We start from the raw sequence: 25,686 nt of genomic DNA on the forward strand, positions 1-25,686 counted from the left end.
TCAGGTGTGTAAGTGTAGTGATACATTGAGCTAACTGATACTAATGAACCGAGAGTCTTAACCTTACAACTCGGAGTTGTTTTGGGTACGCGAAGATAGATAGATTAATAGATAATCAAACAGTTTGTTCCGGATTGAGCGATTAGTGCGAATATGAGATAATATGCATTAGTTGAAGAAAGAGAAGACAGGATATGTCTGGCGGTAATAGCGCGGTGGTCCCACCTGACCCCATGCCGAACTCAGAAGTGAAACGCCGTAGTGCCGATGGTAGTGTGGGTATTACCCATGTGAGAGTAGGGTGCCGCCAGACTTTTAAATTTTATATATACATACCAAATACGGTGGAGCGGTAGTTCAGTTGGTTAGAATACCTGCCTGTCACGCAGGGGGTCGCGGGTTCGAGCCCCGTCCGTTCCGCCACCTTTTCTAGGGGCGTAGTTCAATTGGTAGAGCACCGGTCTCCAAAACCGGGTGTTGGGAGTTCGAGACTCTCCGCCCCTGCCATAAAAAAAGATGTTTTGCTCTAAATTTAATCACTTATTCAAATTTATTTACGTAAATAAAAAAATTTTGTTTACAGATTTACTTTGTCAATTATAATTCCCGCCCAACAATATTTATAATCTAGAGGATATAACATGGCTGAGAGTTTTGTAAGTCAACAACGTTTTTTTGATAATAAGAATTATCCAAGGGGTTTTTCTCGTCATGGTGATTTTACTATAAAAGAAGCTCAGATCTTAGAAAAATATGGTTGTGCTTTTAGAGATCTTGATACAGAAGTTAAAAAGCCAGCCACTTCAGAAGAAAAATCTTTTGTTGCGGTTTGTAAAGGGAAAAAAGAGCCATCTACTGATTATGAAAAAGCGTGGATAAAGTACCTTTCTAAAATTAATAAACCAAAACGTTTTCACACATTATCAGGAGGAAAACCTCAAGTTGATGTAAGTGATGATTTTGTCGATAGTGATGATTAATGTTTTAGCCAATATTTTTGTGCAGCTGAATTAATAATCTATCCATAGAACGATAACTCAGAGCTTCTGAAATGTGTTTTCGTTCTATGTTTTTTGAACAGTCTAAGTCAGCAATAGTACGTGATACTTTTAATATCCGATGCCACGCTCTAGCAGAGAGACCTAACTTGATTAAAGCCTGCTCCAAATAATTATTGTCTTCATCACTTAGTAGGCAATGTGTTTGAATCTCTTTTGGTGATAATTGACTATTTAATTTGTTATTTCTTAGCATTTGAATCTTTCTTGTATCAATCACTCTTTTCTTTACTTTTTCTGTTGTTTCTGTTGCTGTAGCCTTTTGGCTTAATGTACCCCTTGGTAGTAATGGTACTTCAATAGAAATATCAAACCGATCTAAAAATGGCCCAGATAGCCTATTTAAATAACGTATTATTTGCTGTGGTGTTGTTCTGTTATGAGTGCCTTGATAATGACCTGTGGGACTTGGATTCATTGCAGCTATGAGTTGAAACCTAGCTGGAAATTTTATTTTTGCATTAGCTCTTGATATAACGATTTCTCCTGACTCAATAGGTTCTCTTAACGCATCTAAAACTTTACGGTTAAACTCAGGTAATTCATCTAAAAATAAAACTCCATTATGTGCTAATGAAATTTCGCCAGGTCTGGGAATTGAGCCACCTCCTACTAGCGCCGCAATCGATGCACTGTGATGTGGTGATCTAAATGGTCTTGTTCGCCAATTCTGTATTGAACCATTTGAGTTAACAAGACTTGCAATAGCAGCACTTTCAAGAGCCTCATCATCTGATAATTGTGGTAATAATGATGTTAATCGTGTTGCTAACATGGTTTTACCTGTCCCTGGTGGTCCTATTAATAATAGATTATGTCCACCGGCTGCAGCAATTTCTAACGCTCTTTTAGCATGTTCCTGACCAATTATATCTTGTAGACTAGCGAGTTGATCATTCTCTTCTTGATACTGTCTATATTCGACTGCATGTAAGTTAATTTCATTATATAAATATTGACACAATTCCAGTAAATTATGTGTAATTAATGTATTATTTTGATGTATTAACGATATTTCAGATTGATTTTCAGCTGAAATAATTAAAGTACGATTATTTTTTTTCGATGATATAGCTGCAGGAATCGCCCCTTTCACAGCCTTAATTTCACCGGAAAGAGCTAATTCACCTAAAAACTCATATTTGGCAAGGTGATCCATTGGTATCTGTTCTGTTGCTGCAAGAATAGCAATAGCTATAGGTAAATCAAAACGACTCCCTTCTTTGGGTAGATCTGCAGGGGATAGATTAACGGTTATTTTTTTTGAAGGAAATGTAAAACCACTATTGATAATAGCACTTCTAACACGGTCTTTAGACTCTTTTACTGTTGCTTCTGGTAAACCAACAAGCACGAAGCCCGGTAAACCATTACTAATATGTACTTCGACGTTAATTTGAGGTGCTTGTATACCAATAGAGGCTCTAGTAAAAATAATAGCGAGAGACATAATCTTATCATCAATAACATGGAAATTCTTGTTAGCTTATTGGTAATTAAAAATTGTTATAAATAATAGATAGAAAAATACGTAGCTTCTCGCAATAAATTTTATATTTTTGCAAACATTTTAATTTTTTTTACTCAAAAATAATTTAGAAATAAATAGTGATATAAAAAATATGCAAGTATTGCTTAATACAACAGAAGGACCTGTAGGCGTATCATAAACTAATGAAAATAATATCCCACCAATGATTGAGAACATGCCAATTAATATCGCAATAATTGCCATTGATTCAGGATTTTTAGCAAAGTATTTTGCAGTAGCTGCTGGAATGATTAACAGTGCTGTAATAATCAAAGCACCAACAAATTTCATAGCAATACCTATCGTTAATGCTAATAATATGGTTAGAATAAATTTTGTTAGTGGTACATTAATTCCATGACTAAATGCTAATTCTTCACTAACTGTAATAAATAAAAAATGATTCCACCGCCACACTAGCAATAGTCCAATTATTACTACACAGATGATTATTTGGTAAACATCAAACATTGTTATAGATAAAAGATCACCAAATAGATAGCCCATTAAATCAATGCGTATGTTATTCATTAAACTTATTACAACTAAACCCAATGAAAGAGCACTATGAGCTAAAATACCCAGTAAAGTATCAACAGGAAGTTGCTTTTGAGATTCTAACCATAATAATCCAATTGCTAATATCAATGTTACTAAAATAATGGCATAAAATAGATTGATATTTAAAAGAAAACCAAAAGCTACCCCTAATAATGCGGCGTGAGATAATGTATCGCCAAAATAGGACATTCTTCGCCAAACAACAAATGTACCTAAAGGTCCTGTCAAACAGGTTAAACTTAATCCTGCCAGTAAAGAGGGTAACAGTAACTCTATCATTATTTTTTTCCTCGTTGGTCAGGTAATATAAATTTTTGATTATGGTGATGCTGGCAAAAATCATGGTCATGATTGTGATGGTGTTTATATAAAGCAATTTGTGATGCACCATGTTGTCCAAAAAGCGAAATAAACTCAGGATCATTTGAAATACTAGCTGGTGTTCCTGAACAACAAATATGGTGGTTTAAACAAATTACCTCATCAGTTTTTGCCATGACTAGATGTAGATCATGTGAGACCATTAATACACCACAGTTAAACTCGTTTTTTGCATCAATAATTAAATCATATAACAGTACCTGCCCATTAACATCAACGCCTTGTGTCGGTTCATCAAGAATGAGTAACTTTGGGCGTTTGGCTAATGCTTGTGCTAAAAGAACTCGCTGCAGTTCACCACCTGATAGTTGATGCATGGATCGATCTATCAAATATTCAGCCTTAACTAATGATAATGTTTTATGAATATCTATTTGACTTAACTGTTTATTTAATCGCATAAAACGTTTTACAGTAATTGGTAAAGTTGGATTTAAATTTATGGATTGAGGGACATAGCCAATGGTTAAATCAGATGTACGCTTAATGCTACCTGTAGTTGGTTTAATTAAACCTAAGATAACTTTGATAAGCGTTGATTTACCAGCACCGTTTGGTCCTAATACTGTAATAATTTGATTTAAATTAACCGTTAATGAAATATCATATAATATTTTTTGGTTATTTATTTCAACGGAAATATTATCAAGTGACATTAAATGCGTCATGATATTATTAGTCCTTGCTGGTCAATATGTTATGTTATATTATAACAATTATTCTGGTTTATTCCATCATATTTTATTAATATTGGATGATAATGTGAAAAATTTAACTAACACTATTATAAAGTCTATCCGTTTTTTTTTATTGGTTTTTTTATCTATTTGGGCGCTAATAGTTAATGCCAATGCGACAATAATTTCTTCAGTAAGACCTATTGGATTTATTACCGAAGCAATCGCATCCGGTGTAATAGATACTGATATATTATTACCTGATGGCGCTTCACCACACACTTATTCATTGAAACCTTCTGATTTAATTAAAATCAAGAATGCAGACTTAATAATTTGGGTTGGTGAGGATATGGAAACTTTTATGCCAACTGTCTTAAAAAATATTGATCAACAGAAACAAATAGAATTAATGGATATCGCTGAAATTGAAACTTTACTTCGTACAAGCCATCAAGAAGATAAACATCATGATAATGATATGCACATTGATAGTGATCATCATCATCATGGTGAATATGATGAACATATTTGGCTTTCACCTAAAATTGCTAAAATCATTGCTAAATCAATTCATGCTAAACTGATCGACTTATACCCCAATAAAGCAGCAATACTTGGTGCAAATCTAGAAGAGTTCATTACAAATTTATCAGAAACGGAACAAAATATTGCAAAAAAACTAATTAACGTCCAAAATAGAGGCTATTTTGTGTTTCATGATGCTTATGGTTATTTTGAATCGCATTTCGGATTAAAGAATCTAGGAAGTTTTACCATAAATCCAGCAGTACAGCCTGGCGTTCAAACAGTTTATGCAATTCAAAAAGAATTAGCTGAACATCAAGCGGTCTGTGTTTTTAGAGAGCCACAGTTTAGCCCTGCAATAATTAAAAAGATAGTGAATGGTACGGATGTTCGAATTGGTGAGTTAAATCCATTAGGGACTGGTATCCCTATAACAAAAGATTCATATTCACACTTTTTATTTGCATTGACACAAGAACTGTTGGATTGTTTAGATAAAAAATAATTTAGATAATAGATAGTTAAGGTTAATTTTGGTACAGCAGATTAAATCCCCTGATATTGAAAAAAATAAGTTGAAGATTCCTTATTTTTCAATATTAGGCGTCCTTGTTGTTGTGATTTTAGTAACTATATTGTGGCGTCCTTTAAATCTAGATCGTACAGTATATGTTCCGTTAAATTCACAAGCGCAAACCACAGTGACAGATACGTCAACATCATCAGTTGTTATTGGTGATGGTCGAATAGATATGGTTGGTGATAAATCAAAATCGGAAAATGTTACCGAATCATCCGATGTTCCAGAAGATGCTATAGCTAAAGATGAATTAGATGATATCTCTGAAGAAAAAGATAATACTGTACAATACACCATTGCACGTGGAGATACATTACACGATATTTTATTTCGTTATAATGTTAATAAAAATGACATTTTACAGTTAACAAGTAAATTTAAACAGCTGGCCAATTTAAGAATTGGCCAGCAAGTAAGTTGGACAACTGATGACAACCATAATTTATTAACTTTCAATTGGACAATATCGAGCAATAACGTTCGTATTTTTGAAAAGTCAGGTAATAAATTTATAGAAAGTTCTGAAACTATGGAAGGTACATCCGAAAATGTTGTCATTACTGGTGATCTTAAAACGAGTTTTGTAGCTGATGCACGTAAAGCCGGTTTGACAAGCAATGAAATCGGTATTATTACTCGCGCCTTGCAATGGCGATTGGATTTTCGCCGTTTAAAAGTCGGAGATAAATTTGCTGTATATTTGTCACGTGAAATGCATGGTAAAAGATTATCTAATAGCAAACTTCTTGGTGTTCGGATTAAAAATGGAACTAAAGATTATTACGCTATTTTGGCTGATGATGGTAAATACTATGATATTAATGCAAGTAGTTTATCTCAAAGTTTTTTCCGTTATCCTTTGGCTAAACAAGCTCGCGTATCATCAGGATTTAATCCACGTCGGGTAAATCCAGTCACAGGTATTGTTACAGCACATAATGGTGTTGATTTTGCTGTATCTCGAGGAACACCTGTTTTATCTGTTGGTAATGGTGAGGTTGTTATCGCAAAATATAGTGGTTCTGCTGGTAACTATGTTGCTATTCGACATGGTAGGCAATATATGACAGCTTATATGCATCTGGATAAAATTTTAGTAAAACCAGGACAACAAGTTAAACAAGGCGATAAAATTGGTTTGTCAGGTAATACAGGGCGTTCGACAGGACCTCATTTACATTTTGAATTACATATCAATAACAAACCAGTTAATCCATTAACTGCTAGTTTGCCAATTAATGAAGGTTTAACAGGTAAATCTAAGAAAGCATTTATTGAAAAAGTTAAAAATATTAAACCTAAACTTAGTTTTTAACTGATTTTTGTCTTCAAATCCATTATTTAAACTAAAAATTCTTATGTGAAAGAAGGCCAATGCATCAGAAAAAAGTTGTGCTATCATAAGACAGTTTTATTTAACATAAATATCAGGTGCAGTTTGAAAAAAACAACGAAAAAGACATCTACTAAAAAAATTTCGAAGAAAAATAACAAATCATGGTGGCGCCGTGTCTGGTGGTTACTATTTAAGTTATTTCTTATATTTGTTGCAGTAACTGTTGTTTATGGAATTTATTTAGATCAACAAATTAAAGAACGCATCGATGGTAATGTCTGGGAATTACCGGCTGCTGTGTATGGGCAAATTGTAGATCTTGAACCTGATAGTGATTATAGCCTGAGTGATGTTGTTACGCTGTTAAAAGGTGCACAATATCGTCAACAAGATAGTAAAGCAACTCGTCCTGGTGAATTTATTGTCCAAAACGATGCTGTAGAAATTTATCGACGACCATTTACTTTCCCTGATGGTGAAGAGCAAGCTTTTCGAGTCAGAATTACTTTTTATGATAACAGAATTGATCGTATATCTAATTTAGATACTGGTCGTGACTTTGGCTTACTTAAAATAGATCCTAAATTAATAACTATGATGCATTCACCTAACGGTGAACAACGACTTTTTGTCCCGTTAAAAGAGTTTTCTGATTCGTTAATAAAAACCTTAATTGCAACTGAAGATAAACGTTTTTATGACCATCATGGTGTAAGTTTATATTCAATTGGACGGGCTATTTTTGTCAATTTAACCACCGGCCGAACCGAAGGTGGTAGCACATTAACCCAACAAACAGTTAAAAACCTTTTTTTGACTAATGAAAGAAGCTTAAGCCGTAAAATACGTGAAGCATATATGGCTATAATTTTAGATGCTCGTTATAGTAAAGAACGTATTTTAGAACTTTACCTCAATGAGGTTTATCTAGGGCAAGCTGGTAGTGAAGAGATCCATGGCTTTCCATTAGCCAGTCTTTATTACTTTGGACGCCCAGTTAATGAATTGACATTAGATCAACAAGCTGTATTAGTGGGGATGGTAAAAGGTGCTTCATACTATAATCCTTGGACTCAACCACAACAAGTGATTGAGCGTCGTAATGTTGTCTTAAAGCTTGCTGAACAACAAGGGATTATTGATGAGGAGTTATTCAACTTACTCAGTCAACGTCCTCTTTCCGTTTTACCAAAAGGGGGGGTAATATCTCCACAACCTGCATTTATGCAAGTTGTGCGTAGCGAGCTGAGAAAACAGTTAGGTGATAAAGCGGATCACCTTTCCGGTATGAAAATTTTCACCACCTTTGATCCGGTTGCTCAAGCTGCAGCTGAACAATCTGTAACCAATGAAATTGAAAATTTACGCAAATCGACGAATAAAGATTTACAAACGGCAATGGTCATTGTCAGCCGTGAAACAGGTGAAATTCGTGCTATTATTGGTAGTGCTGAGCCTCGTTATCCTGGTTATAACCGCGCGTGGCTAACAAGACGAGCAATTGGTTCACTTGCAAAACCATCGACTTACTTAACCGCATTAGGCCAACCGGGGCGTTATCAGCTTAATAGTTGGCTTGATGACAGTCCATTATCAATAAAGTTGGATAATGGTAGTTATTGGCAACCAAAGAATTTTGACCGCAAGTTTCGCGATAAAGTAATGTTAATTGATGCGTTAGCCCTTTCGCTTAATGTCCCTACCGTTAATTTAGGGATGGGATTAGGTTTAGATGCAACCAAGAATACTTTACAAGCATTGGGGGTATCTGAAGATCGTATTCCGAATTTACCATCAAGATTATTGGGTGCTCTAGAGTTAACTCCTTTAGAAACCGCACAGATGTTCCAAACTATTACTAATAATGGTCAACGGGCACCATTAACAATTTTAAGATATGTTTTATCCGACAAGGGTGAACTTGTTTATCAAAATTATCCACAACAAATTCAAGCTGTTTCTCAACAATCAGCTTATTTGACGACTTATGCGATGCAACAAGTAGTTGAATCGGGAACATCGCGTTCACTAAAAGCGAAATATGGATCATTTAATTTAGCAGCGAAAACAGGGACCAGTAATGATTCCCGCGATAGCTGGTTTACTGGAATTGATGGTAAAAATGTTGCGGTAGTTTGGATAGGTCTTGATGATCATTCTCCGATGAAATTAACGGGGGCAACGGGTGCCTTAAAAATATATAGTGAATACTTACAAAATAATCCACCAAAAAGGTTACAACTTCCCGTACCGCAAAATATATTTATGGTTCCTATTGATAGTAATGGTCAATGGCAGTGTAATGACGGTGGTGTACGTAGTTTACCTGCATGGACAATCAACCCTCAAAGTTTATGTTCGGGTAGTCCTCAAGCTGCATCTAATCAACAAGCACCAAGTTGGGTGACAGATTTGTTAAATAATTAAATGAGGTTATTATATGCCTGAATTACCTGAAGTTGAGACGAGTCGACGAGGTATTTTACCTTATTTAAAAGGCCAAACTATTGAGCAGATTATTGTCCGAAATCCAAAGCTTCGTTGGCCCATAGATGAAACAATTAACAATACTCAAGGGCAAGTGATAGTAGATGTTAAAAGGCGTGCCAAATATCTGTTATTACAATTGACTGATGATTGGATTGTCATTCATTTGGGAATGTCTGGTAGTTTACGGATATTAGAGACAAATCAACCACCGGCTAAACATGATCATGTCGATTTAGTATTAGTGAATGGAGTGAGATTAAGATATACAGATCCAAGACGTTTTGGATCATGGCTATGGACTCACTCTATTGAAGAATTACCTCAATTGAAGCAATTGGGACCAGAACCACTAACAGATGATTTTTCAGCTAATTATTTATTTGAAAAAGCTAATAATCGAAAAATACCAATTAAAAGTTGGATTATGGATAATCATATTGTTGTCGGTGTTGGTAATATTTATGCTTCAGAATCATTGTTTTTGGCAAAAATTAATCCAAATCGAAAAGTTAGTAGCTTAACATTAGTCGAATGTGAACGATTAGTCACAGCAATCAAGCTGGTACTTACGAAATCTATAGAACAAGGCGGGACGACCCTTAAAGATTTTGTTCAATCTGATGGTAAGCCGGGGTATTTTGTTCAAAACCTCCAAGTATATGGCCGAGAAGGTGAGCAATGCTTAATTTGCCAATCTAATATTAAGTCTAATAGAATAGGACAACGTAACACTTTTTATTGTGAAAACTGCCAAAAATAATAGATAAAAATTACTTATATTTTTCTTTCCTAATAATTTTTTACTTATTGAATAGTAATGTAAATTCAACTCTTTTTAGTTATAAATTATATAAAATACTTATTAACCACTTTTAACTTAGTTTATTTCTAAATAGTATAGATAATAAACAATTTATTTATGGATTTAAAAAGAATATAATAGTATAAATTAAAAAAATCTTTTTTACTCAAAAGGCTATGGACTTGTTACACAATATCGGCTATCTTTCTCGCTGTAAAATTAACTATTTTTTAAAGCATAGTATCTGTTATAAATTAACTGTAACAGTTTAATTTTAAAATACTTTTACTTTTCTTTATATGGGGTTAAGTCTATTTTAACCTAGTGTATTTCGCTTTGATTAAGGAATTTAAGATGATCAAATTTGCTTCTCGCTTTTTGATAGCTTGTTTTGTTTTATTATCAACAATGATGGCTACAGCTGAAGTTAGAATTGTAATTACTGATGGTGTCAGTTCAGCAAAGCCAATTGCTATCGTACCATTTAAATGGACTGGTAGCGGAGAACCTCCCCAATTTGTAGATAATATTGTTGCATCCGATTTACGTAATAGTGGTAAATTTAATCCTATTGATGTGGCAGCAATGCCACAAAAGCCAACTACTGCATCGGAAGTTAATCCTAGTGTTTGGAGTAATATGGGTATTTCTGCTGTTGTAGTGGGATCAATTCAACCTGATGTATCAGGAAAATATCTTATAACTTATCAACTAGTTGATACTGTTGATCGCCCTGGTTCAGTATTAGCAGAAAATCAATTTTCTATAGAAAAACGCTGGTTACGTTATGCTTCTCATACAGCAAGTGATGAAATCTTTGAAGCATTAACCGGTATTAAAGGTGCATTTAGAACACGTATTGCTTATGTGGTAAAAAACAATAAAGGACCTTATACCCATGAATTGCGTGTATCAGATTACGATGGTTATGATCAAATTACTGTGCATCGTTCTAAAGAGCCACTAATGTCACCAACCTGGTCTCCTGATGGTAAAAAGTTAGCTTACGTAACTTTTGAAAGTGGTCGTTCTGCTTTAGTCTTAAAGACGTTAGACAGTGGCGCAGTTCAAACTATTGCTTCATTTCCACAACATAACGGCGCACCAGCATTTTCGCCTGATGGTAGTAAATTAGCTTTTGCTTTATCAAAAGGTGGGAGTTTAAATTTATATATGATGAATTTGAGTTCTAAAAAGATTACCCAAATTACATCTGGACGTAGTAACGATACAGAACCTTCTTGGATGCCAGATAATCAAACCATAGTTTATACCTCTGACCAGGCAGGACGTCCGCAACTTTATTCAATTAATATTAGTAGTGGAGCATCGCAACGGGTAACTTGGGATAATACCCAAAATCAAAATGCTCGCGTATCTCCAGATGGCAAGTTTATTGCTGTTATTTCTACTAATAATGGTGAGCAACATATTACTCGATATGATGTAGAAACTAATACATATCAACGATTAACCGATACTTTTCTAGATGAAACACCGAGTATTGCTCCAAATGGTACTATGATTATCTACAGTTCTTCACAAGGTTTAGGTACAATTTTGAATCTTGTTTCTACTGATGGTAATTTTAAAGCAAGGTTACCAGCGACAGATGGGCAAGTGAAATTCCCTTCGTGGTCACCTTATTTATAAGAACGACTAATTTTTGGGCAATAATAACATTATTAAAATTGTGTAAATGTGAAGGTCGTTATAATATATACATCTAATCTTTCTAGTTAGTAACAAGTGTTACTGTTAAGTCGGTTAGATGTATAAAAATAAGTAAATTTATTTAAAAAAAGGAGTTAATACAATGCAATTTTCTAAATTTCTTAAAGTAGCTGCGGTTGCTTTACCATTAATCGCTGTGACAGCATGTTCATCAAACAGCAGCAGCACTGCAGGTGGTAACGGCACTTTATCAAAAGAAGCTTTAGAGCAACTTCAAAAACTACAACAAATTAACACTGTTTATTTTGATTATGATAAATACAATGTTAAAGCAGAATATGAAACATTATTAAATGCACATGCTGTATTTATTCGTTCAACTAACTTAAATGTTATTATTGAAGGTCATGCCGATGAGCGTGGTACACCAGAATATAATATCGCTTTAGGTGAACGTCGTGCGTCAGCAGTTAAATCTTACCTACAAGGTAATGGTGTTTCTGGTGAACAACTATCAATCGTTTCTTATGGTAAAGAAAAACCAGCAGTATTAGGTCACAACGAAGCAGCTTATGCTAAAAACCGTCGTGCAGTAGTTACTTACGCTGGATACTAATCCCATCTAATGACGGCTGAATCATCAGCCGTTTTTTATTTCCAATGTTCACGTTGAGTTTATATAATATGTATAAAAAAATAATCACATTGTCCTTATTTCTTTTGTTTGCTGGTTATGGTTGTGCTGCTGGTAGTTCTGATGTTGATAGAACAATACAAGCTCAAGGGCAGTTAATCATTCAGAATCAACAAAAAATTAGTGATCTACAATCTGATTTAGATACACTTCGTGGCCAATTAGAAGAAACAAGATACCAACTTAATCAAACTATTGAACGTCAAAAAATGATTTTGCAAGAAATAGCTAATGGTACAGGTTTCTCAGCAAATAATTCCAATACAGGCTCACAAGAAAGTAGTTCTGATTCGGCTGTAAGTTCTGAGCAATCGTCTTCAAACCTATCTGGATGGACGACATCAGGAGATGATAAAGCTGATTATAATTTTGTTATGCAATTTATAAATGATGACAAGCAAACCGATAATGCTATTGTTGCCTTTCAAAGTTTCTTAAAAGCTTATCCAAAGACCAACTATCGTGCGAATGTTAACTATTGGCTTGGTCAACTTTGTTATAAGAAAGGCCAAAAAGATGATGCTTCATTCTATTATGCAACAGTAGTGAAAGATTTCCCTGCGTCACCAAAAGCTGCAGATAGTCTTTATAAAGTAGGTGTTATCTTACTTGATAAAGGTGATAAAAAGAATGCTAAAGCTGTTTTTCAACAAGTAATAAATAAATACGCTAAAGACAAAAATGCGGTTGAGCAAGCAAATAAAAAGCTAGCATCGTTGTAACAAAGTGTATAAATAACCAGCTATCGAATAAAAATAGCAATAAAAGGGTTGCGTGCTTTTACAATTATAAGTATTATAGCAACCCGAAATTGCTTGAAACATAAAGTAATTTCACAGAAGTTATCTTATCAAAATGGGTTGTTAGCTCAGTCGGTAGAGCAGCGGACTTTTAATCCGTTTGTCGAGCGTTCGAATCGCTCACGACCCACCACTTCTTTGCATCACTATAAAAAGCAACTCAAATAAAATTAATAGATAAAACGATGAGAACGTTAGCGTTCGACAAATTCGTCAGGAACGAATTTGAACAACACAACGTGTTGGCCCTGAAAGGGTGAGACACAGGATGTGTCGAATAATCTAGCTCACGACCCACCACTTCTTCTCCATCACTAGAAAAGCAACTCAAGTAAAATCAATAGATGAAGCGATGAGAACGCTGGCGTTCGGTAAATTTGTGTGAATTATTTCCATTATCGTTTATTCAATTTTTATCATTTCTAAAACTTGCTTTAACTAGTAAATTGAACCCTAACTAAAATTAATTAAATTTTCTAATAATATAAAACAATTTCAATAATATATGAGTTGATAACCATTTTTAATTGGTTAAAAAATATAAAATAATTTGTAAAGGTAAATAATAATCATTATCATTATTTGTTGTTATTTTGAAATTAATTAGATAACACTGCAAATAATAGGAAAAATAATGAAATTAGTTAATCAATTAGTCTTACCTTGTATATTGGGCTCATCAGCTTTTATAGTTAACGCCCAAGAAAAAGTTAATGATGATAATGAAATTGAAACTATGAAAGTTGTCGCAACTATTAAGGATAATAATGATCAGCGCATAAAAAAATCATCAACAGCAACTAAAACATCCTTTGATATTAAGGATATACCACAAACGATCAATTCGGTTAATCTTGAACAAGAGAAAATTTATGGACAAAACGACCTAAGTGTTATTGTCAATAAATTGCCTGGAGTAGATGCAACCTATGATATGCGGGATGAAGGCATAAAAATTAGAGGCTTTTCCGCAAGTTCTGGTGATATTTACCGAGATGGTGTTCGTGCAAGCGGACAGGTTAGACAAAGTACCGCTAATATTGAGCGAATCGAAGTATTAAAAGGGCCTGCATCGGTACTCTACGGTCGAGGTTCTGGTGGCGGAATAATAAATATGATCAGTAAACAAGCCAACTTTGATTCACCAACGACATTAAGTATACGTGGTGGATCTTGGGATAAATATGGTGGAATGGTAGATATTAATCATGTTTTACATGATAAGCTTGCGGTAAGAATGACTATTGATCATCAATCGGATAAAAGTTTTCGTAAAGGTATCAAACAACGAGATACAATGATTTCTCCAAGTTTATTGTATGATAATTTGGAAGGCTTTAATTGGTTAGTGCAATATACTAATGATAAATTATGGCGTAAACCAGATCGGGCTCCAGCTTATTATGAATTACCTAAAGGTGTTTCGATCAAAACCGCTTATGCGCATCCAGATGACTATGTCAAAGATAATTTTAATTCATTACGTTCGGTAATGGGATATCAATTCAATCATGATTGGTCTATCAAATTAACTAATATGTATCGTAAAGCTGATCAAAATTTTGACCATCTTTATGCGGGTACTTATTGTGATCTGAATGGGAAAACTAGCAGAAATACCTCTTGTAACTACCAAGGTAAATTGAAATTCCGTCGAGCATGGCAAGAAACCTCAAACAAAACCTATAGTAATACGCTTGATTTAGCGGGTAAATTTAATACAGCAAGTATTGATCATGATATGCTAATCGGAATTGAATATAATATTGAAAAACGACAACCTAGATTAGCTTTAACTAGTGAATATCCAGAAGCGATTGATCCGTTTCATCCTCACTGGAACTCTAAAAAGCCTCGTTACAATAAATTAAGTACTAAGACAAATCATAAAGCTACATCTAAAGGATTATATTGGCAAGATCTCATTAGTTTTACTGAACAATGGAAATTACTTGCAGGATTACGTTATGATAAGTATGAATTTGCTTCGGATAATAAATTAAATCAACAAAGTCGTTCTTATGATGGTCACTCTTTAAGTCCACGGGTAGGATTAATTTGGCAACCAATAGCGTCACAAAGTTTTTATGCTTCTTATAGTAAAAATTTTGCACCTTATGGGGGACGAGGCCTGATTACCATTGCTACTGACTCTAAGACGGTTTATGATGACAAACCTCAATATTCGCGCCAGTATGAAGTCGGAATTAAGAGCGATTGGTTTAATGATAAGCTATCTTCTCAAATCGCCCTCTATGACCTTGAACTGTATAATGTTCGTTATCAACCAGATGCCGTCAATGACCCTTATAATTGGCAGGTTAGAGGTAGTGATCGAAGCCAAGGTATAGAATTAAGTGCAATAGGACAATTGAGTAAAAATTGGTATCTCAATAGTGGCATTGGTTATCAACAGGCTAAAGTTCATAAAGATAAAAAAACACCTGATAATAAAGGTAAATATTTATCTAACACTGCTAAACATAGTGGTCATATTGGTGTTCGTTATTTACCTTACGAAAATTGGTTTACCGAAGTAGAATTTAATTATAAAGGCTCGATGTATAACGATGATAAAAATCTGGTTAAACGTGCTGGTTATGGAACATGGAATGCGGCAGTTGGTTATCAAACACGATCTGTTGATGTAACCTTAGCGGTAACTAATTTATTGGGTAAAGAGTATTGGCGATCAAGTAGTATGCCGGGCACGCCTCGAGCTTTCTTATTAACTGCTAGTTATAAATTATAATTGTTGATAAATATTTGTCAGAACTAAATTAGATTTTAATACATTAAAAAGGGAATAGTATTCCCTTTTTTAATTATTCTTATCTTTTAACGACTGATTAAATAATTCTGACCAACTAATTTGAATAATGAGATTAATGTTAAAAAACCCCTCTCCTCAAAATTTTCACATTATTTTTACTTATACAATTTGCTAATTTTGAATTTTCTTTAATGTGCATAATATTTAATATTCCGCTAGTATAGAATTTGTACTAGTTAACAAGTCTAAACTAATTACTGCTAATAATATTTATAGTAGCAATTACGTTAGGATTGCATAAAATAAAAACAATGCTATATTATATGAATAATTAATCAAAAAAATAGAATAAATATTCAATTATTGTGCTTGTGAATAGAGCTTTAAAGGATATTATAATATCAGCAATGGGAGCTTAATTATGGTTTTCGATATTGATTTAATAAAAGGTATTTATCAAAGTTATCCACAAAAAATTGATGTTATCCGCCAGAAAATTGGAAAACCATTAACATTGACGGAAAAAATTCTCTATACTCATCTTGCCGAAGATGAAGAGCTGAAAGCTTATAAAAGGGGAGAGGATTACGTAAATTTTTCACCTGATCGAGTTGCAATGCAAGATGCAACTGCACAAATGGCGCTATTACAACTGATGAATTCTGGACGTAAACGAGTTGCAGTTCCATCAACAGTCCACTGTGATCATCTGATACAAGCCTATAAAAATGCACATGATGATCTGATTATTGCTGAAAGTAATAACCATGAAGTTTATCAATTTTTACGTGATGTATCGAACAAATATGGTATTGGATTCTGGAAACCTGATGCCGGAATTATTCATCAAGTGGTACTTGAAAATTATGCCTTTCCGGGCGGAATGATGATTGGTACTGATTCACACACACCAAATGCTGGTGGTTTATCGATGATTGCTATTGGTGTTGGTGGGGCCGATGCGGTTGATGTTATGGCCGGCATGCCATGGGAATTGAAAATGCCGAAAATCATCGGTGTAAAATTAATTGGAAAATTATCAGGTTGGGCCTCACCCAAAGATGTCATATTAAAACTGGCAGGAATATTAACCGTCAAAGGTGGCACCAATTCAATCATTGAATATTTTGGAGAGGGTACTGAGTCGTTATCTGCTACTGGTAAAGCTACGATTTGTAATATGGGGGCTGAAGTAGGAGCGACCACCTCAATATTTCCTTATAGCCAAAAATCAGCTGATTATCTAACCATGACCGGTCGTCAAGAGGTGGTTGATTTAGCTAATACATTAATCTCTTGTTTTAATCCTGATGCAGCCGTTTTAGATGACCCAGAAAGCTATTATGATCAAGTTATCGAAATTGATTTGTCGACGTTAGAGCCTTATATAAATGGTCCATTTACACCTGACTTAGCTTATCCAATTTCACAGCTAGCAAACGCAGTTCAACAACATGATTATCCTGATAATATGGAGGTAGGTCTTATTGGTTCATGTACTAACTCTTCATATGAAGACATGATGCGAGCCGCTTCTGTAATCGATAGTGCCAATAAATTAGGCTTAAAAGTAAATGCAAAACTAATTATTAATCCTGGTTCAGAACAAGTTAAATATACTTCTAAACGTGATGGTATTTTGCAGTGTTTTGAACAAGCCGGTGCAGCTATTATGGCTAATGCGTGTGGTCCTTGTATAGGCCAATGGCGTCGTGATGATGTTGCCGATGAGCACAAAAATTCGATAGTTACTTCGTTTAATCGTAATTTTGCTAAACGAAATGATGGTAGTCCAAACACTTATGCATTTGTGTGTTCGCCCGAAATTGTTGTTGCATTATCGATTGCGGGTAAATTAAGTTTTAATCCAATAACAGATGAATTAGTTAATGATAAAGGTGAAAAAGTTAAGCTGCCAGAACCTATCGGTGATGAGTTACCAAAACGAGGATTTGCTGTCGATGATGCCGGATATATTAAGCCAATTGCTGATGGTAGTTTGGTTGAAGTAAATATTGATCCGCATTCTGAACGTTTACAACAGCTTGTACCTTTTTCCCCATGGGATGGTAAAGATATTCTTTCCCAACCACTGCTGATTAAAGCAACAGGTAAATGTACCACGGACCATATTTCAATGGCTGGTAAGTGGTTAAAATTCCGCGGCCATCTAGATAATATTTCGAATAATATGTTAATTGGTGCCGTTAATGCCTTCAACCAAAAAACTAATAGTGTATTAGACACTCAATCTGGTGATTATATTGAAGTACCTGCTTTGGCTCGTCAATTAAAAGCGCAAGGAATGGGGTCGATAGTAGTAGCCGAAGAGAATTATGGTGAAGGGTCATCTCGCGAGCATGCTGCAATGGAGCCTCGTTTTTTGAATGTCAAAGCAATTGTCGTTAAATCTTTCGCTCGTATCCATGAAACGAATCTGAAAAAACAAGGTATGTTAGCGCTAACTTTTGTTAATAAGGATGATTACGACAAAATTCAAGAAGATGACCAAATCAGCATTACTGGACTTAGTGATTTTGCTCCAGGTAAAAATCTAACATTAACCCTTCATCATCATGATGGTAGCATAGAATCGTTTGCTGTTGCACATACTTACAATCACGCACAAATTGAATGGTTTAAAGCGGGTAGTGCATTAAATAAGTTAAAAGAAGAATTTAAGTAACAGATAAGAGGAAGAGACAATATGAATCAGCACGTTTCAATTGAAAATGGACAATTAGTCGTCCCAAATCATCCAGCTATTCCTTTTATTGAAGGTGATGGTGTTGGCAAAGAGATTTGGCAGGCTGCTCAAACAATTTTTGATAAAGCTATTGAAAAAGCTTATCAAGGTAAGCGTAGTATTCAATGGAAAGAAGTACTTGCTGGCGAAAAGTCATACAACCTAAATGGTACATGGCTTCCAGAAGATACCATGAATGCTTTTAAACATTATCTTGTTGGTATTAAAGGGCCATTAATGACACCTGTTGGTGGTGGGATCCGTTCACTTAATGTTGCGTTACGTCAAGAATTAGATCTTTATGTCTGTTTACGTCCTGTGCGCTGGTTTAAAGGAGTAGAATCACCATTAAAGCATCCTGAAAAGGTCAGTATGACGATTTTCCGTGAAAATACCGAGGATATTTATGCCGGGATTGAATGGCAACAAGGTACAGCTGAAGCTGAAAAGTTTTATCATTTTTTATCTGAACAAATGCACGTGAGCAAAGTACGCTTTCCTAATACCTCGGCTTTTGGTGTTAAACCTGTTTCAATTGAAGGATCGGAACGTTTAATTCGATCTGCTATTAACTATGCACTACAACATAAATTACCGTCGGTTACTCTAGTTCATAAAGGTAATATTATGAAGTTTACTGAAGGTGGATTTAAGCAATGGGGCTATGAACTTGCGGAAAGAGAATTTTCTGACGCTGTGTTCACCATGAATCAATATGGCAAAATTCAAAAAACCGAGGGTAATGCTGCAGCTGATCAAGCATTACAAACCGCTAAATCAGCCGGTAGATTAATTATAAAAGATGTTATTTGTGATGCATTCTTACAAAATACCTTATTAAAACCAGAAGATTATTCGGTTGTTGCAACATTAAACCTTAATGGTGATTATGTTTCCGATCAGCTGGCTGCAATGGTTGGAGGAATAGGTATTGCGCCGGGCGCTAATATTAACTATTTAACCGGACATGCTATCTTTGAGGCAACTCACGGAACTGCCCCTGATATAGCTGGTCAAAATCAAGCTAATCCGTCATCACTCTTATTATCTGGCGTGATGATGTTTGAATATTTAGGATGGCATGAAGCTGGACAACTAATTACTAATGCCATGGAAAGCTTATTTCAATCAGGCAAAGCAACTGCAGATTTAGCGCGCTTTATGCACAATGGGCAATCATTATCAACAACCCAATTTACTCAAGCAGTAATTGATAAATTATAGTTCAAAAGGGAGGTGATTAATGAAAGAAAAGTTTTTGGTTTATAAATTATCGGAAACGATTAAAAACACGAGCAAAATTGAATCACAGCTATTTGAACAATTTAATGTAAAACGTGGATTGCGTAATGCCGATCATACTGGGGTTTTAGTAGGATTAACTAAAATTGGCGATGTACTAGGTTATGAACGCTTAGATGATGGTTCATTGAAACCCATTGCGGGTAAATTATTGTATCGTGGTATCGATATTGAAGAATTAGTACATAATGCACAAAAAGAACAACGTACAGGTTTCGAAGAGACTATTTATTTACTCTTATCTGGTTCTTTGCCCGATAAAGAAGAATTACGTGATTTCTCACGTTTACTCTGTGAATCAATGGCATTAGAAAAGCAAACCAAGATTGCAATTATGGAGCTTGAAGGGCACGATGTAATGAACATTTTGGCTAGAACTGTTCTAGAAATGTATACTTATGATTCACTGCCAGATGATACTTCTCGTGATAATTTAATGCGTCAATCCATAGATCTGATTGCTAAATTTCCAGCTATTATTGCATATGCTTATAATATGTTAAGTCATAGCGCTAAAGGTAAATCCTTACATATTCGCCATCCTCATGAGGATTTTTCAATTGCGGAAAATTTTCTTTATATGATGAAAGGGTCAGGAGGATATACAGAGTTAGATGTACGAGTACTTGATTTAGCGATGATTATTCATGCTGAGCATGGTGGTGGTAATAACTCGACATTTACCGTTCGGGTAACAAGTTCAACGGGTACTGATACTTACTCATCGATTGCCGCTGGGATTGGTTCATTGAAAGGCCCATTACATGGCGGAGCAAATTTACAAGTAGGAAAAATGCTTAAACATCTTGCTGATGAGATTAAAAATTGGACTGATGTGAATGAAATTGATGCTTATTTACAACGTATTTTAAATAAAGAGGTCTTTGATCAAAAAGGGCTAATTTATGGTATTGGTCATGCTGTTTATACGGTATCAGATCCACGGGCAATGTTACTAAAAGAGATGGCATATAAATTAGCTCAAGAAAAAGGCCGTGAAAAAGAGTATAACTTCTTAAATTTATTAGAAGAACGAGCTATTCATGCGGTGGTGAATCGTAAAAATGCCAGAACCAAAAAACAAGTTTGTGCCAATGTCGATTTTTACTCAGGGTTTGTTTACGACATGATTGGTTTACCTAAAGAAGTTTATACCCCTCTATTTGCTATGTCGCGAATTGTTGGTTGGTGTGCTCATCGCATTGAAGAACTCAATTTTGATGATCGTCGAATTATACGTCCAGCCTATAAAAACATTGGACAACTTATGTCATTTACTCCTCTAAAAGATCGTTAGTTTATTTACCGTCAGTATTCTCTGACGGTAGCGCCCAAAAATATTGCTTATTAAAAAATCGTGGTGATTTAGAACAATAGTTTGTAGACTATACCTAATTAATCGTTTTTAGCTATGTACTTTGTACATAAATTATATATGAATCTTTTAAAATCTTTAGCTACAGTCAGCTCAATGACAATGGTTTCACGAGTTTTAGGCTTTGTTCGTGATGCGATTATTGCCCGCTTTTTTGGTGCGGGGATGGCAACTGATGCCTTTTTTGTTGCTTTCAAATTACCAAATTTGCTTCGTCGTATATTTGCCGAAGGTGCCTTTTCACAGGCGTTTGTACCGATTTTAGCTGAATATAAAAATCAGCAAGGTATTGAGGCATCACGTACTTTTGTGGCCTATGTTGCAGGGATACTAACGCTAGTATTAGCTATTGTTACCTTAATTGGTGTTATAACCGCACCTTTTATAATAATGTTAACTGCACCCGGATTTATGCAAGATTCAACTGAAAAGTTTGAGCTTGCTACTGTAATGTTGAGAATAACATTTCCCTATATCTTTTTTATCTCACTCGCATCATTAGTTGGTGCCATACTTAATACCTGGAATCGTTTTTCTGTTCCTGCTTTTGTGCCAACTTTACTTAATTTAAGTATGATAGTTTGTACATTATTTTTAACACCTTATTTTAATCCGCCAGTACTTGCACTCGCTGTTTCGGTCGTTATTGGTGGTGTTTTACAACTGCTTTATCAGCTACCATATTTAAAAAAGATTGGTATGTTAGTTTTACCTCTGATTAGCTTTAGAGATAGTGGTGTTTGGCGAGTGTTAAAACAGATGGGTCCTGCTATTTTAGGTGTTTCGGTTGGTCAAATATCGTTGATCATTAATACGATATTTGCATCATTCTTAATTTCGGGTTCTGTTTCTTGGATGTATTATGCTGACCGACTTATGGAGTTTCCTGCCGGTGTGCTCGGTGTGGCACTAGGTACTATTTTATTGCCATCTTTAGCTAAAAGTTTTGCTAAAGGTGACCAACAGCAATATTCTGAATTATTAGATTGGGGCCTTCGTCTCTGTTTTTTACTAGCATTACCAAGTACTGTCGCATTAGGTGTAATTTCTAAACCATTAGTTTCAACACTCTTCGAGTATGGGCAATTTACTTTGAATGATACATTAATGACTCAACGTGCTTTAATTGCGTATTCAATTGGTTTACTCGGGCTGATTTTAATTAAAGTATTAGCTCCTGCGTTTTATTCCAGACAAGATATTAAAACACCAGTTAAAATAGCCATTGTCACTTTGATATTAACTCAGTTAATGAATTTGGCATTTATTGGGCCATTACAACATGCAGGGCTTTCATTATCAATTGGCCTTGCTGCTTGTTTTAATGCCGGTTTATTATTTTGGCAATTACGTAAAAAGAATCTTTATCAACCTCAACCTGGCTGGTATCGATTTTTAATCAAGGTAATTATTGCTGTTGTATTGATGTCTTTGACTTTATGGTTTGGTGCTCAGTTATTACCTGATTGGTCTACTGGCTCAATGTTAACCAGAATTGGTCGTCTATTGTTGTTGGTTATAGTTGGTATTGGCATCTATTTCGGATCACTGGCTTTAATGGGGTTTAAAATAAAGCATTTTATTAAACGAATTGAATAAATTATTTTTACCTGCTAATTAAAACCAGTTATTCAAAAAGAGTTGAATGACGAGTTATTATCAATAAATAAAAACATTGATAATTAGGAAATTAAATAGAAATGGAAAACGGGTCCTTCTTCCAATTGTCGCTAATAGGCAGTTTAGTCTATTTTTTAATAAGCATATTATTGACTATATTGGTTTTATTTTTACAAACAGATATTTTATTGCCACAAGGTCTATTCTGGCATCTTTTTTTGAATTCATCATTCTTTTTGCGAATTCTTTTAGATGTTTGTTTGGTTGAAATTCTATGGACGTTTGGTATTTTAACGTTATTTCTGTATTCAGCTCATATTAATATAGTTAATAGAATTAATGTCATTTCATTAATCATTTTAATGTCGATTTATTCAGTTATAGCTTATTTTATTTCGATAAATACTAACATTCACTTGCAAACTCTATCGCCGTTCGGGCAAATATTTCTTAGCATAACTTTTGCTATTATCCGATATTTACTTGAAGCTTTGCTGTTATATTATTTAATTGAATTCTCAAAAGGTTATTTTGTTAAAAGTCAAAACAAGTTTCGTTTAACTGAAAAGAATCTCTCACAAATTCATTATATTGTTTTTTCTACTTTTAGCTGTTTTATATTATTGAAAGGTTATATTTTGGAAAGTAACGCTTTTACAGCTTTATTTTCTGGTACATTACATAATTATTTAGCTACTATTTATTTGTTTGCTGTATTGCTAGGTCTTATCATAAGTAAGCGGAATTTTAAGATTTTCTCTGATAAAATTCGATATGGAAAACTTGTTAAAAGCATATCAATATCAAGTATTTTTATTTTATCGGTGATTTTTATTGTCTTTAGCCTTATTGATAATAATCCATCAAAATATTATGTTGATTCATTTAGTGCTATTTTTAATAGTATTCATAAATTGTTTTTGTTGTTATTACTTAGTTCATTAATTTGTATAATTCTTAATATCACTACTCAATATCATTTTAATAAGACACGAATTAGAGACAATAAAATCGATTAGATTACCTCTAATTAGCTAAGTGGTTGTTCAGGAATTCGCAGATATCATTTTGTGATTTTAGTTGCCTGATTTCAGGTAATAATATTGATGCTTGTGGGTAATATTGCCTTAAATAAGCTAACCACTGCTTTATCCTAGCCGAATGATAAAGTGGTTTAACATCTTCGATTGATGTCATTGCATAACGAAGTAGTAATTGCATTACTTGATGCCAATTTAATGGTGAATGATTAAAACGAATTGTATTGGCTAAATTAGGAATATTAAGTATTCCTCGACCTAGCATAATGTCATTTGTATGACTTTGTGTTATGCAATTTTTAGCATCTTCAGCAGAAAATATTTCACCATTAGCAATAACAGGAATGGTTAATTTTTGCTTAATTTTACCAATGGTTGGCCAATCAATTTTCTCGGCTTTATATCCATCAATTTTTGTTCGTCCATGAATAACAATTTCATTAGCTCCAGCTTGTTCAATTGCTTCAGCTATTTCGTAACAGTGAGATTTATCATCCCAACCTAATCGAATTTTAACCGATAAAGTTGGGATAGAGCCAATTGCTGTCCTAACCTGCGTTACAATCTTCAATATTTGTTCGGGATATTGTAATAAATAAGCACCACCGTGGCTGCCAACAACGGTTTTAGCGGGACAACCAAAATTGATATCTATGCCATAAGAACCTAGTTCAAGCGCTCTAATGGCATTTTCTGCCATCCATTCAGGAGATTGTCCTAATAGTTGAACTCGGACTGGCGTTCCTGATAAGGTTTTTCCTTCATTATAAAGTTCTGGACATAGTCGATAAAAAGTTCGGTTTGATAATTTATGCTGGGTTACTCTTACAAATTCAGTTACACAATAATCAAATTGATTGATTTCGGTTAATATTTGCCGCACATGATAATCAAGAACCCCTTCCATTGGTGCTAAAATGATGCGATTTATTTGCATTTTAAATCCTGTTTAGCATGTTGGTTTCCACACACAATACAATTAGTTTGTTTAGTAAATATGACTTGGTTAAATTCCATTGTCATACTATCAATCATTAGAACTCGACCAATTAAAGGTTTTCCATAATTTGTAAGTACTTTGATTGCCTCTAGAGCTTGCATTGAACCGAACATACCAACTAATGGAGCCATTACGCCCGCTTCAATACACGTCAGCTGGTTTTGCCCAAATAATTGACTTAAGCATTGATAGCATGGTTGATTCTCTTGATAATTGAATACAGTGAGTAAACCTTCCATGCGGATTGCTGCACCAGAAATTAATGGTTTCTTTTCGATAAAACAACAGCGATTAATTTGTTCACGGCTAGTTAAATTATCGGTGCAATCAATAACGATATCATGTTGTTTGATTAGGGAAATTAGCTCATTATCACTCAGTTTCTGATTAATTGTTTCAATAATCATATCGGCATTAATATTACATAATGCTTGTTTTGCGACTTCAACCTTATACTGATTTATTGATTGTTGAGTATATAAAATTTGCCTATTTAAATTCGACGCTGATATTGTGTCAAAATCAATCAATGTTAGTTTACCGATGCCTGATGCTGCTAAATAGACGGCAGCAGCACAACCTAACCCGCCTAATCCTATAATTAATGCTGTACTATTTTTTAAAATTTGCTGCTTGTCGATATCGAATCCATGCAAAGTGATTTGTCGGTCGTAGCGTAGCAATTCTTGATCAGAAAGCGTTAACATATGAAGTGATA

At 34.4% G+C, this 25,686-nt stretch carries 18 protein-coding genes, 3 tRNA genes and 1 rRNA gene; 17 read left to right on the forward strand and 5 right to left on the reverse strand.

Annotated elements, in window-relative coordinates; translation table 11 throughout:
* The first annotated feature begins 197 nt into the window (after positions 1 to 197).
* The 4 genes from rrf (at position 198) to H3S74_RS04045 (ending at position 980) form a co-directional block, all read left to right on the forward strand.
* A 5S ribosomal RNA gene (rrf, locus tag H3S74_RS04030) occupies positions 198 to 313 on the forward strand.
* A gap of 33 nt (positions 314 to 346) precedes the next feature.
* Positions 347 to 423, forward strand: a tRNA-Asp gene (locus tag H3S74_RS04035).
* Between the two features lie 8 nt (positions 424 to 431).
* Positions 432 to 507: transfer RNA gene (locus tag H3S74_RS04040), tRNA-Trp, on the forward strand.
* Between the two features lie 134 nt (positions 508 to 641).
* Positions 642 to 980 (forward strand): DUF413 domain-containing protein, encoded by a 339-nt coding sequence (locus H3S74_RS04045; RefSeq protein ID WP_198201062.1) that lies wholly within the window; start codon positions 642 to 644, stop codon positions 978 to 980.
* Positions 981 to 984: 4 nt separating this feature from the next.
* Here the strand turns inward: H3S74_RS04045 and H3S74_RS04050 are convergent, their stop codons facing one another.
* The 3 genes from H3S74_RS04050 to znuC form a co-directional block, all read right to left on the reverse strand.
* Positions 985 to 2,508 (reverse strand): YifB family Mg chelatase-like AAA ATPase, encoded by a 1,524-nt coding sequence (locus H3S74_RS04050; protein WP_198247302.1) that lies wholly within the window; start codon positions 2,506 to 2,508, stop codon positions 985 to 987.
* 120 nt (positions 2,509 to 2,628) lie between these two features.
* Complete coding sequence (gene znuB / locus H3S74_RS04055; RefSeq protein ID WP_198247303.1) at positions 2,629 to 3,429, reverse strand: zinc ABC transporter permease subunit ZnuB; 801 nt, start codon at positions 3,427 to 3,429, stop codon at positions 2,629 to 2,631.
* Entirely contained in the window at positions 3,429 to 4,199 is a 771-nt protein-coding gene (gene znuC / locus H3S74_RS04060; protein WP_198247304.1) for a zinc ABC transporter ATP-binding protein ZnuC, read from the reverse strand. The genes znuB and znuC overlap by 1 nt, the downstream gene beginning before the upstream one ends.
* Positions 4,200 to 4,293: 94 nt before the next feature.
* On the opposite strand from znuC, the gene znuA reads away from it, so the two are divergent.
* From znuA to murJ, 13 genes are all read left to right on the forward strand, one after another.
* Positions 4,294 to 5,241, forward strand: coding sequence for a zinc ABC transporter substrate-binding protein ZnuA (gene znuA / locus H3S74_RS04065; protein WP_198247305.1), 948 nt, complete (start codon positions 4,294 to 4,296; stop codon positions 5,239 to 5,241).
* A 28-nt stretch (positions 5,242 to 5,269) separates the two neighbouring features.
* Entirely contained in the window at positions 5,270 to 6,631 is a 1,362-nt protein-coding gene (mepM, locus tag H3S74_RS04070; protein ID WP_198247306.1) for a murein DD-endopeptidase MepM, read from the forward strand.
* A gap of 159 nt (positions 6,632 to 6,790) precedes the next feature.
* Positions 6,791 to 9,079 carry a bifunctional glycosyl transferase/transpeptidase gene (gene mrcB, locus H3S74_RS04075; protein ID WP_370547578.1) on the forward strand — a complete coding sequence of 763 codons (2,289 nt, stop codon included), beginning with the start codon at positions 6,791 to 6,793 and terminating at the stop codon, positions 9,077 to 9,079.
* 13 nt (positions 9,080 to 9,092) lie between these two features.
* A complete protein-coding gene (gene mutM, locus H3S74_RS04080) occupies positions 9,093 to 9,902 on the forward strand; it encodes a bifunctional DNA-formamidopyrimidine glycosylase/DNA-(apurinic or apyrimidinic site) lyase (RefSeq protein WP_198221095.1) in 810 nt (269 codons plus the stop codon).
* A 399-nt stretch (positions 9,903 to 10,301) separates the two neighbouring features.
* Entirely contained in the window at positions 10,302 to 11,597 is a 1,296-nt protein-coding gene (gene tolB / locus H3S74_RS04085) for a Tol-Pal system beta propeller repeat protein TolB (RefSeq protein WP_370547579.1), read from the forward strand.
* Positions 11,598 to 11,760: 163 nt separating this feature from the next.
* Positions 11,761 to 12,234 (forward strand): peptidoglycan-associated lipoprotein Pal, encoded by a 474-nt coding sequence (gene pal / locus H3S74_RS04090; protein ID WP_110447059.1) that lies wholly within the window; start codon positions 11,761 to 11,763, stop codon positions 12,232 to 12,234.
* Between the two features lie 68 nt (positions 12,235 to 12,302).
* Positions 12,303 to 13,034 carry a tol-pal system protein YbgF gene (gene ybgF, locus H3S74_RS04095; protein ID WP_181414612.1) on the forward strand — a complete coding sequence of 244 codons (732 nt, stop codon included), beginning with the start codon at positions 12,303 to 12,305 and terminating at the stop codon, positions 13,032 to 13,034.
* Between the two features lie 135 nt (positions 13,035 to 13,169).
* Positions 13,170 to 13,245 (forward strand) — tRNA-Lys (locus H3S74_RS04100).
* 501 nt (positions 13,246 to 13,746) lie between these two features.
* The gene (locus H3S74_RS04105) at positions 13,747 to 15,864 is read left to right on the forward strand and encodes a TonB-dependent siderophore receptor (RefSeq protein WP_198247309.1); all 2,118 of its coding nucleotides are present in this window, start codon (positions 13,747 to 13,749) and stop codon (positions 15,862 to 15,864) included.
* 442 nt (positions 15,865 to 16,306) lie between these two features.
* The gene (locus H3S74_RS04110) at positions 16,307 to 18,571 is read left to right on the forward strand and encodes an aconitate hydratase (protein WP_198247310.1); all 2,265 of its coding nucleotides are present in this window, start codon (positions 16,307 to 16,309) and stop codon (positions 18,569 to 18,571) included.
* Between the two features lie 21 nt (positions 18,572 to 18,592).
* Entirely contained in the window at positions 18,593 to 19,855 is a 1,263-nt protein-coding gene (gene icd, locus H3S74_RS04115; RefSeq protein WP_198247311.1) for an NADP-dependent isocitrate dehydrogenase, read from the forward strand.
* 19 nt (positions 19,856 to 19,874) lie between these two features.
* Complete coding sequence (locus tag H3S74_RS04120) at positions 19,875 to 21,230, forward strand: citrate synthase (RefSeq protein WP_086362290.1); 1,356 nt, start codon at positions 19,875 to 19,877, stop codon at positions 21,228 to 21,230.
* 138 nt (positions 21,231 to 21,368) lie between these two features.
* Positions 21,369 to 22,907 carry a murein biosynthesis integral membrane protein MurJ gene (murJ, locus tag H3S74_RS04125; protein ID WP_198247312.1) on the forward strand — a complete coding sequence of 513 codons (1,539 nt, stop codon included), beginning with the start codon at positions 21,369 to 21,371 and terminating at the stop codon, positions 22,905 to 22,907.
* A 1,047-nt stretch (positions 22,908 to 23,954) separates the two neighbouring features.
* On the opposite strand, the gene dusC is transcribed toward murJ, so the two are convergent.
* Together dusC and H3S74_RS04135 are read right to left on the reverse strand one after the other, a co-directional pair.
* Positions 23,955 to 24,905 carry a tRNA dihydrouridine(16) synthase DusC gene (gene dusC, locus H3S74_RS04130; RefSeq protein ID WP_198221081.1) on the reverse strand — a complete coding sequence of 317 codons (951 nt, stop codon included), beginning with the start codon at positions 24,903 to 24,905 and terminating at the stop codon, positions 23,955 to 23,957.
* On the reverse strand, positions 24,896 to 25,675 hold the full coding sequence (locus H3S74_RS04135) for a molybdopterin-synthase adenylyltransferase MoeB (RefSeq protein ID WP_110447067.1): 780 nt from the start codon (positions 25,673 to 25,675) through the stop codon (positions 24,896 to 24,898). Before H3S74_RS04135 ends, dusC begins: the two co-directional genes overlap by 10 nt.
* Positions 25,676 to 25,686: the final 11 nt, after the last annotated feature.

Source organism: Gilliamella sp. W8126, assembly GCF_016102185.1.
Classification (GTDB): Bacteria; Pseudomonadota; Gammaproteobacteria; order Enterobacterales; family Orbaceae; genus Gilliamella; species Gilliamella apis_A.